Source organism: Chryseobacterium lineare (assembly GCF_977014045.1).
The window spans coordinates 1004460-1018372 of the sequence record NZ_CDRNIQ010000001.1; the positions used below are offsets into that span (position 1 = coordinate 1004460).

General features: G+C 34.2%; 17 protein-coding genes and 1 tRNA gene. 5 read left to right on the forward strand and 13 right to left on the reverse strand.

Annotated features, from left to right (window positions below; genetic code table 11):
- The first annotated feature begins 27 nt into the window (after nt 1–27).
- Together ACWNCI_RS04440 and ACWNCI_RS04445 are read left to right on the forward strand one after the other, a co-directional pair.
- Entirely contained in the window at nt 28–396 is a 369-nt protein-coding gene (locus ACWNCI_RS04440; RefSeq protein WP_288244973.1) for a VOC family protein, read from the forward strand.
- Between the two features lie 43 nt (nt 397–439).
- Entirely contained in the window at nt 440–943 is a 504-nt protein-coding gene (locus ACWNCI_RS04445; RefSeq protein WP_449387332.1) for an endonuclease V, read from the forward strand.
- Nucleotides 944–1117: 174 nt separating this feature from the next.
- Here the strand turns inward: ACWNCI_RS04445 and ACWNCI_RS04450 are convergent.
- Nucleotides 1118–1189, reverse strand: a tRNA-Arg gene (locus ACWNCI_RS04450).
- A gap of 300 nt (nt 1190–1489) precedes the next feature.
- Nucleotides 1490–2146, reverse strand: a complete 657-nt coding sequence (locus ACWNCI_RS04455) for a metal-dependent transcriptional regulator (RefSeq protein ID WP_346985425.1) — start codon at nt 2144–2146, stop codon at nt 1490–1492.
- A gap of 86 nt (nt 2147–2232) precedes the next feature.
- Here ACWNCI_RS04455 and ACWNCI_RS04460 point away from each other — a divergent pair, with 86 nt between their 5' ends.
- Nucleotides 2233–3264, forward strand: a complete 1032-nt coding sequence (locus ACWNCI_RS04460; protein WP_449387333.1) for a threonine aldolase family protein — start codon at nt 2233–2235, stop codon at nt 3262–3264.
- Between the two features lie 51 nt (nt 3265–3315).
- Here ACWNCI_RS04460 and ACWNCI_RS04465 read toward each other — a convergent pair whose 3' ends face one another.
- The 9 genes from ACWNCI_RS04465 to ACWNCI_RS04505 all read right to left on the reverse strand — a co-directional run bounded on the left by ACWNCI_RS04465 (nt 3316) and on the right by ACWNCI_RS04505 (nt 10748).
- Nucleotides 3316–3819, reverse strand: coding sequence for a hypothetical protein (locus tag ACWNCI_RS04465; RefSeq protein WP_449387334.1), 504 nt, complete (start codon nt 3817–3819; stop codon nt 3316–3318).
- 107 nt (nt 3820–3926) lie between these two features.
- Nucleotides 3927–4484, reverse strand: coding sequence for a DUF4256 domain-containing protein (locus ACWNCI_RS04470; RefSeq protein ID WP_449387335.1), 558 nt, complete (start codon nt 4482–4484; stop codon nt 3927–3929).
- A 191-nt stretch (nt 4485–4675) separates the two neighbouring features.
- Complete coding sequence (locus ACWNCI_RS04475; RefSeq protein ID WP_449387336.1) at nt 4676–5521, reverse strand: hypothetical protein; 846 nt, start codon at nt 5519–5521, stop codon at nt 4676–4678.
- A 4-nt stretch (nt 5522–5525) separates the two neighbouring features.
- Nucleotides 5526–7025 (reverse strand): peptidoglycan-binding domain-containing protein, encoded by a 1500-nt coding sequence (locus ACWNCI_RS04480; protein WP_449387337.1) that lies wholly within the window; start codon nt 7023–7025, stop codon nt 5526–5528.
- 62 nt (nt 7026–7087) lie between these two features.
- Nucleotides 7088–7492, reverse strand: a complete 405-nt coding sequence (locus ACWNCI_RS04485; RefSeq protein ID WP_449387338.1) for a hypothetical protein — start codon at nt 7490–7492, stop codon at nt 7088–7090.
- 22 nt (nt 7493–7514) lie between these two features.
- Complete coding sequence (locus ACWNCI_RS04490) at nt 7515–8009, reverse strand: DUF4280 domain-containing protein (protein ID WP_449387339.1); 495 nt, start codon at nt 8007–8009, stop codon at nt 7515–7517.
- A gap of 275 nt (nt 8010–8284) precedes the next feature.
- The gene (locus ACWNCI_RS04495; RefSeq protein WP_449387340.1) at nt 8285–8617 is read right to left on the reverse strand and encodes a YegP family protein; all 333 of its coding nucleotides are present in this window, start codon (nt 8615–8617) and stop codon (nt 8285–8287) included.
- 103 nt (nt 8618–8720) lie between these two features.
- Nucleotides 8721–10043, reverse strand: coding sequence for a phophatidylserine decarboxylase associated domain-containing protein (locus ACWNCI_RS04500; RefSeq protein WP_449387341.1), 1323 nt, complete (start codon nt 10041–10043; stop codon nt 8721–8723).
- A gap of 252 nt (nt 10044–10295) precedes the next feature.
- Complete coding sequence (locus tag ACWNCI_RS04505) at nt 10296–10748, reverse strand: PA2169 family four-helix-bundle protein (protein ID WP_449387342.1); 453 nt, start codon at nt 10746–10748, stop codon at nt 10296–10298.
- A gap of 163 nt (nt 10749–10911) precedes the next feature.
- On the opposite strand from ACWNCI_RS04505, the gene ACWNCI_RS04510 reads away from it, so the two are divergent.
- Nucleotides 10912–11709, forward strand: a complete 798-nt coding sequence (locus tag ACWNCI_RS04510; RefSeq protein WP_449387343.1) for a Cof-type HAD-IIB family hydrolase — start codon at nt 10912–10914, stop codon at nt 11707–11709.
- 126 nt (nt 11710–11835) lie between these two features.
- On the forward strand, nt 11836–12006 hold the full coding sequence (locus tag ACWNCI_RS04515; protein WP_148285310.1) for a lmo0937 family membrane protein: 171 nt from the start codon (nt 11836–11838) through the stop codon (nt 12004–12006).
- Nucleotides 12007–12085: 79 nt separating this feature from the next.
- On the opposite strand, the gene ACWNCI_RS04520 is transcribed toward ACWNCI_RS04515, so the two are convergent.
- Both ACWNCI_RS04520 and ACWNCI_RS04525 read right to left on the reverse strand, forming a co-directional pair.
- The gene (locus tag ACWNCI_RS04520; RefSeq protein ID WP_449387344.1) at nt 12086–12658 is read right to left on the reverse strand and encodes an OmpH family outer membrane protein; all 573 of its coding nucleotides are present in this window, start codon (nt 12656–12658) and stop codon (nt 12086–12088) included.
- A gap of 181 nt (nt 12659–12839) precedes the next feature.
- The gene (locus ACWNCI_RS04525; protein WP_346985415.1) at nt 12840–13829 is read right to left on the reverse strand and encodes an aldo/keto reductase; all 990 of its coding nucleotides are present in this window, start codon (nt 13827–13829) and stop codon (nt 12840–12842) included.
- Nucleotides 13830–13913 lie beyond the last annotated feature (84 nt).

The following is a 13913-nucleotide window of genomic DNA, read 5'->3' on the forward strand; positions in this document are numbered from 1 at the left end:
CCATTTTTCATTTAAATACAAATTATTATGAATCAAAATCTAAAATCTATCCGACCTTTTATTGGGTCTCAGAACTTTGAAATCAGCAGGAATTTTTACCAAGATCTTGGTTTTAAAGAAATCATTCTTGAGCCAAAGCTTTCTTTATTTCAGTGGAAAGAAATTTCATTTTATCTTCAGGATGCCTATGTAAAAGACTGGATAGACAATACCATGCTTTTTATTGAAGTAGACGACACCGATGAATTCTGGAATTATCTCCAGAGTCTTCAGCTTACTGATAAGTATCCGACAGCAAAGTTGGCACCTGTAAAAACAATGCCTTGGGGCAAAGAGTGTTTTGTACACGATCCATCCGGTATTCTATGGCATTTCGGGGAATTCTTTAATAAATAATAACATAAAAAGGCAAATTCATTTGCTTTAATGACTTTTAAAAATGATTTACGCATTTGACACCTATTATTTTGAGAATTATGCTAATACGGTCTGTATCGCCTTTGAAGACTGGAATTCTGATCAGGAAACAGAAATTTACAATGCTAAAACAGCAATTATATCCGACTATGAGAGCGGTGCTTTTTACAAAAGAGAACTGCCCTGCATTATCAATCTGTTGAAAAATATTGAATTAAAAGAAGGAGATCTTATTATTGTTGATGGATATGTAACATTGGATAATGATGGCAAAATTGGTCTGGGCGGACACCTTTTTGAAGCACTGGATCATAAATTTCCTGTAATAGGAATTGCAAAAAACGGATTCAATTCGGCGGATGACATGAGAAGAGAGGTGTACAGAGGAAATAGCATAGCACCGTTATTCCTTACGGCAATAGGAATTGATGTGGATGAAATTAAGATAAAAGTGAAGGAGATGCATGGAAATTTCAGGATACCTTCATTGTTAAAAAAACTGGATCAGCTTTCAAGAATGCCATGAACAGATATATTTGAAAATATGATAAATATCACCGCGATATTATTTAGATTAATTCTAAATAGATGTAAATTTGTTTCAGTCGAAAGAATATGAAACACATATCTTAATCATATCCATATCAATTTTTGTTTTTAAAACCGGCAGATATTCTGTCGGTTTATTTTTTTAAACTTGTGGTCTCACCAAGAATCGAACTTGGATCTAAAGTTTAGGAAACTTCTATTCTATCCGTTGAACTATGAGACCGCGGTTCAAATGTATTAAAAAAATTTAAGAATAGAAATAAAAGAATCCGCTCTTTAGGAACGGATTCAGTAGATAAAAACATCTCATTTTTTTAATTAGACAACAATAAAAAAGCACAGCCGACGATGCTGTGCTTAAATTTTTATAAATTTAAATGCGATTTCAAAGTTGAAAAAAGCAAAATATGTTTCCACTTCAGTTTGTATTTCATAGTAAATGTAGAAATAAAAATCCGTAAATACAATAACTGAATGTTAAAATTCACACGTTATCCACATTTTTTTGTGGATAAGTTATAAGCTATTTATTTTTAACCAAAATCTTATCAGTAGCCTTTCTGCTGAGAATTTCCTGCTTTCCATCAACTTCCACGGTAACAGATTTATCGAAGCTTTCAATTTTTACAATCTTAATTTTCTTGTTTAAAAGCAAATTCCGTTCAGTAAGATAATTGAGAAAAGCATCATCAGAAAGGGTAACAGACTTGAAAGTTACTGTTTCACCTACCTCACATGAGCTCAGTCTTTGCAAATCCTGCGCTATGATATTTCCGTCTTTATCAGGAATGGGTTCACCGTGAGGATCAAATTTCGGATGATCCAGGATTTCATCCATTTTATCAAAAAATATCGTTGAATGTACGTGTTCCAGCTGTTCTGCAATTTCATGTACATTTTCCCAGCCGAAGTTCATTTTTTTTACCAGAAACATTTCGGTAAGTCTGTGTTTTCTTACAACCAAAGCTGCTTCACGTCTTCCTTTTTCTGTAACAATGAGTGGCTTGTAGGTTTCATAGATGACCCAGTTTTTGTCGGCAAACTTTTTCATCATGTTGTTTACACTCGGCATTTTTACGGATAAAAACTTGCTGAGTTCATTAATCGTCACTTTACTTTCACTGTCGACCAAATGAAATAAAGCTTTGAGGTAATTTTCTTCCGTGAGTGTTGTTTTCAAAATGTTAGAGTCTTTGTATTACAAATCTAACAAAATATTTATTAATATTATACGGTTCTTCCTCTTAGTTTTTTTAATTTTACCTTATGAAATTTTCATTCAAAAACGACTATTCGGAAGGTTGTCATCCTCATATTTTACAGGCTTTAGTATCTTCAAATCTTGATCAGCAGGCGGGTTACGGAGAAGATCAGTATTCTTTGGAAGCTAAAGAATTAATTAAACAAAAAATTAAAAATTCAGATTCGGAAATTTATTTTGTTTCCGGCGGAACACAAGCAAACTTAATTGTTATTTCTTCGGTTTTAAAGCCTTACCAATGCGCGGTTTCTGCAGGTACGGGACATATTTTGAATAATGAAACGGGAGCTATTGAAGCAACGGGTCATAAAATTTTGAGTATTAATAAAGAAGACGGAAAATTAACCCCGGAAGATATTATTCCTGTTTTGGAAAGTCATAGAAACGTTCCGCATCAGGTAATGCCAAAGCTTATCTATATTTCAAATTCTACAGAGCTGGGAACGATCTATACGCTTGGGGAACTTGAAGATCTGTCAAAATTCTGTAAGGAAAATAATCTTTATCTTTTCATGGACGGCGCAAGGATGGGGTATGGGCTGACAGCCGAAACCAGCGACCTGACACTGGAAAAAGTTGCAGAGCTAACTGATATTTTTTATCTGGGTGGAACTAAAAACGGAGCTTTGATAGGAGAGGCCATCGTAATTAATAATAAAGAACTTCAGCAGGATTTTGCTTTTAACATTAAACAAAAAGGAGCTTTACTGGCAAAAGGCAGACTGCTTGGCATCCAGTTTCTGGAACTGATGAAAAATGATCTGTATTTTGAGCTGGCCAGGCACGCCAATCAACAGGCCATGAAAATGAAAAAGGTAATGCAGGAAAGGGGAGTCGAATTTCTTTCGGATACTTATACCAATCAAATTTTTCCTATTTTAGACAATAATCTTATTGAAAAATTATCTGATAAATTTGAATTTTACGTGTGGAAAAGAATTGATGAAAATTTTTCTGCCATCCGCCTGATCACTTCATGGAATACCTGCGATGAACCCATCAATGAATTTATTGAGATTATTAAAAATGAATTATAAAAAACAGCCTGATTTGCAGGCTGTTTTCATTTATATATGTTAGAACGTTTCTTAATTTAAAGCTTTTGCAACAAGATTACAGTCTGCCACTTTGAGGTTTCGTCCGCCTGTATATTTTATTTTTTTCTCGTTTGCATATTTTGTTCCGGTTTCAGGATCTCTGTCTCCAATACCTTCGTTCAGTCCATTTTTAGTTTGGAGAAAATAGATTTCGTTTTTATTTCCTGTTTTGCCTTCAGACGCAAAATTGTACGTAAGCTTTAGTGTATCACCTGATTTAAATCCGGATAATTCTCCTTTGTTACTGTCTTTTTCGCTGTTTTTGGCAGCCATTTTTCCGGTTATTGTTCCCAGATTATCATCAATACTCACAAAAACGGTGTCTTTTCCGGTTACTCCCATGTAGCAGAAAGATTTTGCAACGAGGGTATCAACAATTTTTTCTGTTGCGGCAGTAGTATCCGGTTGTGGTATTTCAGCGACAGGAGCTTCCGGCTTTTTGTTGCAGTTCAGTAAAAAAACTGACAATAAGCTTAATAAGATTAATTTTTTCATATCCCTTTTTATTAAGTTAGATTAATTTCATTTTGGCTAAAATAACAATACTATTTTATTTGAAAATTAAATTGGAGTAAACAAATCAATTTGTAGTCCAAAAATTTTTAAACCTTAAGACAGCCTCTGAAGCCTCTTGCTGCATAGTACGATTCAGCACCGTTGTGGTACATGAAAACCGTGTCGTATCTTCTGTCACAAAAGACAGCGCCACCCATTTCTCTTATTTTTTCCGGAGTTTTTATCCAGCTAGACGTTTTAAGGTCAAATTTTCCTAACTCCTGAAGCTTTCGATATTGCTCTTCAGTTAATATCTCTATCCCCATTTCAGCCGCTTTATCTAGGGCATTTCCTTCAGGTTTGTTAGCTTTTCTTGAATTCCAGGCCTGATAATCATAGCAAAGACTTCTGCGTGCCGGACTTTCAGGTGAGCAGTCGAAAAACAGATATTCTCCCGTGGCTTTATCATAATCTACAACATCCGGTTCGCCACCGGTGATCTCCATTTCATGGAGTGACCAGAGTTTTTCGGGATGATGTTCCAGCTTTTGCTGAATGGCTTTCCATTCAATATTATGATGTCTTGAAAGGTTTTTTTCAAATCTAATTTTCAGAATTTCAACGAATTCACGGCTTTTTTCTGGTGATAGTTTTTCAGTAGTCATTGTTGGATGAAGGTTTATGTTTGAAAATGCAAAATACGAAAGTTTAATTAATCCGGCTTTTGATTTATTTAAAGTTAAAAGAAATCATCTAATTTTAGATCTTTTTTTCCCTTCGTTTTGTTTTTTCATCTTTATTTTGCTCTTTGCAATTAATAAAAAAAGATAAAATGATTAAAATAAAATATTCATTATTATTTTTTATCTATCAATCCATTTTTTGTTATAATGTAATCAGCTTTATTAATTAATTTTTCATTATAAAATTGATTAATACTTATCTTATAGTCTTTAGAAATATTATAAGTTATATATTTTGAACCTCCATTATCAATTTCTTCATTTGTATATAAAATAATATTAGAAATTACTTTATATTGACTATTCAAAACTAAAAGATACCAAGTTGATTGACCATTTAAGTCATGTGTTATTAAAATAACAGGTTTAATATCATTATTGATGGTGGACAGTTTTGCCATTTTATAGTTATCTTGGTGTTCAAATGGAAATAGCTTATAATATTCTTTGCCTATATCAATAAACCCTTTTTCTTCATTTATTGCATCGAAGTCATATTTGACTGGTAGTGAAAGCTCATTACAAATACCATAAACTTTTTCTAATGTATTCTCTACTATTACTTTAGAAGAGCAAGAATCAAACAATTCTTTCCATTTCTTATTATATTTTAATTCAACAGGTCTATCTAAATTGGCAGAAGTATTAAATAACTTACCATCATTTTTATGAAATTCTATCCATCCAATTGTTCCTGTACCTTCGGTATCGACGAATACCTTACAAGATATTATACGATTATTATCATTATCAATTAAAAGATTTACTTTATTTTTTTCCATTTTCCATTCTGAAAATGGAAAGTTACTGCTTCTCACAAGTTCTGTAAGGTAATCATAACAATTATCAGATACTTTGCTTGAGTAATTAATGGTTCGACCTTTTGTATCTTTTTTTAAAGGCTTTCCATTGCAAGAAAATAGCAATAAAGTTAAAATGACTAGTATTATTTTATTCATGTTTTTATTTGTTTTCAATTTCATTTATAAATCTTGGTTTTATACTTTTTATGTAGATTTCATATACTTTTTGATTAGATTCGTTAGTTGAATGCCATCTTGCCCAATTTCCATTATACTTTTTTATATAAAATGCTTTGTATTCCATTCCTGCTATTACAGAAGGTAGTATGACAAACTCCTTTTTTCGGTCAGTTACTTGCTGATTTCCTCCTTTTCCACTCATTCCTTTGTTTTCATATGCACTCCATACGCCAATTGGTCTAAACTGTGGATTTTCTTCAAAAAAAATTTTATCCCAGCCATAATACGGAGCTGAACCAAATACTTCCATCCCTCCGGTTCCACAAGCTTTGTATTGTTCTGACTGAAAGTGACGTGTCTCATCTCGATACATTTGCTCAATTATTATAGCGATGTCTCTTCCATATTTATCATAAATTATTTTAATAGCTTCTTTTGCGTCTCTTTCATTAAAATTATTAATTAAAGACGTTGCAAGGATAGCGGGAGTGTTTATTTTTTTTACTGTGCCATTCCCCACACAATTACAAATATTTTTGTTAGTTTTTTTTGCAATAGCAACAATGCTTTCTCCATTTGCATGATTTATATCTTTTACGAAAAATTCATCCTTCAAGTATTTTAGTTCAAATTGACGTACATCATAATGAATCCATGTACTCGCAATAAACTCACCTTTATATACAGGTATACCTGGTTCTAATGAAAACTGATTAATTTTTCCCCATCTAACTTGATTGCCTAAATATTTAACATATATTTTTTGCCGTATTTCCTCTATTTCTTTAGGTATTTGTGTTCGCTTTTTATTTTTTTCAAAATGTATATCCAATGCTTTTCCCATATGGTTTGTTGATGTTCTTTTATGTTGTCTGTTATTTTCATGACATCTATAACCAGAAAAAATACATTTAACAGAATATTTCAAATCTTTTTCTATAACAGTTGTATAAAACATTGCAGCCCTTAATGCCCAAATTAAGCTTCTATGAATTCCAGGATATTCATACTTACGATAAAGCTCTTTTATTTTAGAATCTTGCTTTTGTTGAGAAAATTTTCCATTTCCAAAACCATTGCATTTACCACATGAACATTTTACATCATCAAAAGCAATAATATATTTATTCTGAAACTCATCTATTGCTTTCAAAACATTACCACAAATCTTTCCCGTTTCTGGCACACCCATATAATGTCTTTGAAACTGTTTTATCATTTTTTCTGTTCTATCTGTAAATTCATCAGTAGGAATATTTCCTCCAAAACCTGCTAAACGGATGTTAATTTCCCTTATCAATTCGCTTTTGTCTCCTTTCTTAATACAATATTGTTCTCCACAATTATTAATTTTTTCAGTTTTGTCATTACTTCCTACAACACTCACACTTCTTCCTGTGCTTGCGATAGGATTGATGCCCATTTGTTTTTTATATTTACCTTTTATGATGACTTCCTCAATTAAGGTTTCGCCATACACTTTTTTGTGATCTGTTACTTTTCCGTTTTCATAAGTTTGGTGTACAATATAATCAGGATTATCTATTTCAGTATTTTTACTTGCTTTCTTCCCGTATCATCTGCCATAAAAAGCTTCACTCGGTGAATTTTCTTTTTATCGCCTGCAACTACTTTTATTTTCAGCCCTGGAGGGATTTTCATTTCCGGCTTGTAAATGTAAGCTTCTATCAAAAGTTCTTTTCCAACCAATTTTTGATTGGTAATAGTATATGAAACTTCGTCACCTTTCTTCACCGGATCAGTAGGACTGGGTTTCAATTCTCTCCAGGAGCCATTTTCTTTTACATAAATTTTCCACAAAGCATTTTTTACTTTGTCATGGTCTTCCATGCGGTAAATTCTGCTGACTTTGTACAATGCTTTTTCACCGAGTTTTATTTCGGTTTTACCTGTAATCTGGGAAATTCCTCTTTTTGGCGTTTCCATATTTGTGTTTTTATTAGAATTTCTATTCAAAATCAAAGGAATCTTCTTTCTCTTCAATTTTATTAATAAATTCATTAAAGTTAATAACAGGATTCATTATACTCATCATGATAGGATTTGCGTTTTTCAGATTTTGCTTGCTGATTTCCACGGTTTGTCCATGATTCATGACTTTAATTTTACCGCCGCTAGCGCATTGAAGCTCAGAGATTTCTGTAAGGCAGCTTTTGCCTATTACTTTTACTTTTTCGTAGGGTTTTGTCCATTTTCCAATGGGGGAGAAACTGCAAGGCTGTCCATTTTGTATGGAACAGTTTCCGAAAGGAACAAGATCAGGATTGAATTGTAAATCGTCTTCGGTTACTGCCAGATAATCGGCTTTTCCGTTTGCATCGTTCCAATAATGTTTTTGGTGGCTGGTTACTTTGAAGTTTGGAAAGCTCGTGCCTTTATCGCAAATTGCTTTTCCTTTTTGAATAACAAAATGTTTTCCAGTGTGTTCTGAATTTTTCATCATGTATGGTTCTGTAATTTTTAAAATTCTGTATATCTTAATTTTACAAGAACCAAATATGGAAAATATACCTTGTTTCAAATATAGAAATATTTTTTAAAATGCAAAGCAATAATGAATTGGGGTGAATAATATTTCATGTAGATAATAAAAATTAAATGAGATTTTGTGAGAAATAAATTTGTCCTATAATTTATATTATGTTAAATAGAATGTGTTTCTAACTCTTATATAAGTCTTAATTTGATGTGGATTTCTTTAGTTGCAAATTTTTTAATTTAAAAAAATGAGACAGCCAAAATTACAGCATCAGGCGCATAACGTTTGACACTCTCTATACCAGAATCTCTGGCATAAGTTGATGAGTACATTTCGCTTGTTCCCAACACTTGATTATTATTGGCATTTTGAGTAAAATATGGCTCATTTCTTATCGATAAAAGCCTTCTGAAATTTGAATCTTTTATGCTTACTTTGCTACTGTTTATACCCTCAATACAATTTTGCTTTGTAGTGTACGTTTCGCTGGTTATTAAAATTTCTCCATTTGAAGCTCTCAAAACCCACCAATATTGACCATTGGATGTTTTACGGATAATGTATTTTCCCATTTTAATAAATTTTTGAATTGTTAATAATTATTTTATGAATATCCAAAAATAAATTAAATGATTTTGAAGTGATTACGGTTTCCCACAATACAAAAATATTTATTTATTGTACTACGCCGATTCTCGCTTTCACAGGAATATTAGACGTATTAAGGCTTGGTGTCTGTCCATGAAAATCAAAATCTATATTAACGCCCGGACGGAATATCAGACAATGGGTAGATCCTCCAAAATGGAATGTACCAATCGGATCGCCTTTTCTTACATGATCTCCTTCACGAACGGTAATTTCACAGCTGGAAACTTCTGCCATTCCGATGGCTACAAAGCACATAAGCCCGATTTTATCGTTATCAGACTGAATAAAGATCAGTGCACGTGCTGCCAATTCAGCGATATATCCCTGAGAATCATTTGGTCCCGCTGGATCATAACCTTCCGCAGGAGCTTCCGAGTAATAAGTTCCCGGAACATTTTGAATGGCGACCACTCTCCCATCCACCGGACTGTTCCAGCGATGGTATGTTTTAGCACATAGAAATGCTTGATAAACAGTACTGTTATCTCCAAATTCTCGGGCAAGTTTATGATTATCCATAATATCCAATAGTGAATATGGCTGACCTTTCATCCAGAATTTATCTTTCATCATCGCATTCGTTACACAGTTGTAAGGTGCCGATTCGCAGGCATTTACAATTACGGCCGGATCCCAATCTTCTTCACTGACTTCCCGTACTCCGGGATTGAATTCACGGGTGAAAAAATCGTCCCAGCTTTTATAGCCAAAATGTGGCTGGTCTGGCTGACATTGATAATTGTAGATGAAATTTTTTAGTGCATCATACGGATCGTTGCCCTTTCCTCTTAACGGATCCATGCTGGCGATAGCTTCCAGAGCTACCGGCGAAAACCATCCTACAGGATTGGTATAGTCCGGTTGTGGCTGATTTATAAGGCCGTCTACGAGTACATAAGTTGAATCAGGAGATTCAAGGAAAGCCTTCCATTCATTAAGGATGATCTGCAGTTTTTGATTGACTATCGAATTGGTAAATGTCAGGTATCCACCTTGTGTTCCCATCGCCCAGTCGAGAATGGCATTGATGGGAAATCCTACCAATCCGATTTTGTCTTCAATCTGGCTGTAACACGGACCTTCGTGTAAGATTTGATTCATGATCTGAAGCATGGTTTCAAAGTTTTTCACCTGGTCGTTGTATCCCTGAGGAACCTGGTCATACATGCTGGTAAAGCCCATATAGAGCACCGCATCATTGTAAATGGCATTTCTGAGGTCTTCAATAGCCGGATTTAACGGAAGCGGATTTGCATTTACCTGGGCAACTTTCTTCTCAATCCAGCGGTTCAGGAAATTTCTGTCGGATGGAAGCCATTTTCCCACTCTGTACTTTACGTGATTCATAATTAAGGTGTTTTTTCCTTACTCGTGTGGCTTTTCAGGATTGCGCCCCGTTTGAAATGGTTTCTGGTCTCCATGGTTATTAGTTGGGATAAATTTACATCTTAAATACACTTACAATCAAGAGTAATTTTACTTAAAACAAAATCTCGGTATTAATACGGAAACTTTCATTTTTTTTCAAAAATAAATCAGGATATTTCAAAGAAATATCCTGATTTATAGTAAGGTATATAGTTTTAATATGATTAAATATTATTTATATCTGCTCATATTTTCAAACTGATGATAAGAATCTTTAATGTTTTTTAAATGTTCCGAAACGACATCTAAGCTTTCCTGGCTTAGCTTGCCGCTGTCGATTGCATTTTGATAAGCATCAATAGCTGCTTTTTCACCAAAAATAACATTTTCAATGGTAGATTCTTCTTTGTTTCCCAATGTAAAAGAATTTTTAATGTCAATCCAAGTTCTATGAAGGGCACCTGCTACAGAAGATGAGTCATCCGGCGTTTCCCCATCATCCTGAATCAGATTGATCAATTCATTTTTCATCACTCTTGAAAGTGAATTTAGGCGTGCATATTCTGATTTCACATCCGGATAATTTTCCCAGATTTTTCCTTCTACTTTCGAAAATCCTTCAATTCGGTCGTTGGTAATGTGCAACAGGTCATTGAGTACTGATGCTTCTTCTTTATTTTTCATACTATTATAATTTTGGTGTGATGAGAATTGTACAAGAATTATACCTAGTAGCATAACCATGATACCATATTTCCGTATTTAAAGGAATTATGAATTAATAATAATAAAAGTTGAGCATAGATTTTTTGTGCGTATTTTTGTTCTATCATTCACAAAATTCAATATGAGTTCACTAGAAAAACTTAATATAAAAGCTGTATTTCTCGATGTCGATGGCACTTTAATCAGCTTTAAAACCAATAAGATCCCCGAATCTGCGGAACAAGCGATCAAGAGCCTGCGTAATAAAGGAATTAAAGTAATTGTGGCTACAGGCCGTTCCATTAATTCTTTGGATCATATCGGGCATATTACTTTTGACGGATTTATTACCTTTAATGGTGGCTATTGTATTACCACCAATGGAAAAGTAATGTTTAAAAAATACATTAATCCTGCAGATATAAAGAATCTTGTGAATTATTCACAACGTTTTCCTTTAAGTTATTCATTAATGTATGAAGATAAAGTGGAAATCAGTGATGCCACTCCTGAGGTGGTGGGAATGTATAGTCATGTTAATATTCCTGTTCCACCGGTTCACGATAAAGATAATATTGATATGGAACGTGTACTTCAGGCAAATATTTTCCTGGGACCTGAGGATGAGGAAAAATTTATGGAAACCATAATGCCGCATTCAATAGCATCCAGGTGGACTCCCCTTTTTGCTGATGTGAACCCCGGGGAGATCAATAAATTTACAGGAATTGAGCATTTCTGCGATCACTTCGGTATTGATATTTCAGAAACCATGTCTTTTGGGGATGGAGGAAACGATATTTCAATGCTGAAACACACAAAAATTGGTGTTGCTATGGGAAATGCCAATGATAATGTAAAGAAAATTGCTGATTATGTGGCTAAAGATGTTGACAACGATGGAATAGAATCAGCTCTCATTCACTTTGGAGTTCTTTAGTTTTCAGCGGGTTTTATAATATACAAGAGTTCTTTTTATTCTTTGTGGTATCTGTTTTTACAGAATTAAATATAAAAAGGCACAATATGTGTATATAGTTAATCGAATCACTTAAAATATTTAATTATGAGAAGTATATTATGGTTAGTCGCAGTAATCTGTATAGTTGTGTGGCTTTTAGGAATGTTAGGTATCGTACCGGGAATGGATACAGGATATTTAGTTCATATATTGCTGGTAATCGCAATTATTGTAGTTCTTTATAACCTCATATCAGGTAGAAAGCCACTCGATTAAATCTGGTATAAGAAACGAAAAATAAAAAGCTGGAAACATTTATAGTTTCCAGCTTTTTTATGGTAAATATTTAGCTTTATTATTTAGCTGCCGGCTTTGCAGTACCTGCAGTTGCGCCAAGTTTAGATTTTACTGTTTGTGTAATGTCTTCACCACCATCTACGTATGCAAGATTACTGTTCCCCTGCGAAGTAGCAATATCAAATACGTACGCCAATCCTTTCTCTTTAGCAACGGTAGAGATCATGGTACTTACTTTTTTCTGAATGGGCGTAAACAGTTCAGACTGTTTTTTAGATACATCCTGAGCTGCTTTTGTTCTCGCTTCTTCTATACCTTTTCCTAAAGTCTGAAGCTCCGTCTGCGCAGCTGTAAGTTCTTTAATGACAGTTTCTTTGTTGGCCTCACTTATTGTTTTTTCCTTATCCTGAGCTGCTTTTAGCTTTGTTTGATAAGTGGTGATCAATTTTTCGATTTCACTTTGCTTCATTTTTGTGAAAGCATCTAAAGAAGCTTCTGCTGTTTTTGCTTCAGGAAGGTTGACAAAAATATCATCAGAATTAACGTGACCGATTTTTTGTTGTGCATTCGCCATATTGGTAGTCAGGAAAAGTCCTGCTGCTAAAGAAAATGCTGTGATTAACTTTTTCATCTTAATTATATATTTAATTTTATCTTTTAAAGACAGCAAATATAATAAATATACCTATATGCTTAGTGATATTATTAAAAAAGAAGCCCGGAATAGTTCGTCCGGGCTTCTATCGAAAGTATAAGCGTAAAATATAGTATTAAAAAAACTAAATACATCCAAGTAATACTATTGATTTTTATTATTCAGGAACCTGTGCTTTTTCATAAATTAATCCTTCCGATTTTAATTCCTTCCAGAAGTCAGCCGGAATGTTTTTGTGAAGAGCATTTACATTATCTTCTACCTGTTCCGGTTGGCTTGCTCCGGGAATGATGGCAACAAATTCATCGGCTGCGAGTACAAACTGAAGCGCGGCATCTACGATATCGAGATCATATCTTTTAGCGATCTCTTTGATTTTATCACGCTTTTCGGTCATGCCTTTAGGGATAACATCTTTGTAATTATATCGTGGTCTTCCGTTTATAAATCCTGAATTATACCCTGCCCCGGAAACAAGCTTCACGCCTGCTTTCTTAACGGCCGGAAGCAGCCTGTCAACAGCATCTTCATGCTCAAGGATAGAATACTGCGTTGCGGAAAGACAAATATCAGGATCCGCAGAATCAAGACAATCCAGGATAGGCTCTATTTTATTGACCCCCATTCCCCAGGCTTTTATAACGCCCTGATCTCTCAGTTCTGATAAAACCTTGAAAGCTCCTTCCCTCGCCTGTTTAAGGAAATAAGGATACCGGTCACCTACCTGATCTTCCGAAAGGTCATGGACATACACAATATCAATATGGTTAAGTCGTGTTCTTTCAAGGCTTTCTTCTATTGATCTCTTAATAGCGTCTGCAGTATAATTATGTTCAAAGTCGAAATTAAGCGGATCCTGCCACATTGTCGGCGGAACTTCATCTTCTGGAACTTCAACAAATAAACGTCCCACCTTCGTGGAAAGTACAAATTCGTCACGGTCCATTCCATGCAGAAAATTCCCGAATCTTCTCTCACTTTTGGTAAGTCCGTACCACGGCGATGTATCATAATATCGTATTCCAAGATCCCACGCTTTCTGCAGAACTTCGTAAGACTGCCCGTCCGTAAGCGGCTCAAAAGCAGTTCCTATCGCTACTCCTCCTAATCCTAATCTGTGTTTTTCCGTTAAAATGTCTGATTTCATATGATAATATTTAATTATTTGGTTTCTTATCAGGTACAAACATTGTGCAGATACGTCTCAAAAACATAATATTCTTTAATTTTA

Coding starts and splice junctions, on each gene's coding strand:
- ACWNCI_RS04505 (WP_449387342.1), bottom strand. CDS start 10,748: ATGAAAAATAAAGAAGAAGCATCAGTACTCAATGACCTGTTGCACATT.
- ACWNCI_RS04470 (WP_449387335.1), bottom strand. CDS start 4,484: ATGACTACTGAAAAACTATCACCAGAAAAAAGCCGTGAATTCGTTGAA.
- ACWNCI_RS04525 (WP_346985415.1), bottom strand. CDS start 13,829: ATGAAATCAGACATTTTAACGGAAAAACACAGATTAGGATTAGGAGGA.
- ACWNCI_RS04465 (WP_449387334.1), bottom strand. CDS start 3,819: ATGAAAAAATTAATCTTATTAAGCTTATTGTCAGTTTTTTTACTGAAC.
- ACWNCI_RS04445 (WP_449387332.1), top strand. CDS start 440: ATGATTTACGCATTTGACACCTATTATTTTGAGAATTATGCTAATACG.
- ACWNCI_RS04520 (WP_449387344.1), bottom strand. CDS start 12,658: ATGAAAAAGTTAATCACAGCATTTTCTTTAGCAGCAGGACTTTTCCTG.
- ACWNCI_RS04510 (WP_449387343.1), top strand. CDS start 10,912: ATGAGTTCACTAGAAAAACTTAATATAAAAGCTGTATTTCTCGATGTC.
- ACWNCI_RS04515 (WP_148285310.1), top strand. CDS start 11,836: ATGAGAAGTATATTATGGTTAGTCGCAGTAATCTGTATAGTTGTGTGG.
- ACWNCI_RS04500 (WP_449387341.1), bottom strand. CDS start 10,043: ATGAATCACGTAAAGTACAGAGTGGGAAAATGGCTTCCATCCGACAGA.
- ACWNCI_RS04440 (WP_288244973.1), top strand. CDS start 28: ATGAATCAAAATCTAAAATCTATCCGACCTTTTATTGGGTCTCAGAAC.
- ACWNCI_RS04460 (WP_449387333.1), top strand. CDS start 2,233: ATGAAATTTTCATTCAAAAACGACTATTCGGAAGGTTGTCATCCTCAT.
- ACWNCI_RS04475 (WP_449387336.1), bottom strand. CDS start 5,521: ATGAATAAAATAATACTAGTCATTTTAACTTTATTGCTATTTTCTTGC.
- ACWNCI_RS04485 (WP_449387338.1), bottom strand. CDS start 7,492: ATGGAAACGCCAAAAAGAGGAATTTCCCAGATTACAGGTAAAACCGAA.
- ACWNCI_RS04495 (WP_449387340.1), bottom strand. CDS start 8,617: ATGGGAAAATACATTATCCGTAAAACATCCAATGGTCAATATTGGTGG.
- ACWNCI_RS04490 (WP_449387339.1), bottom strand. CDS start 8,009: ATGATGAAAAATTCAGAACACACTGGAAAACATTTTGTTATTCAAAAA.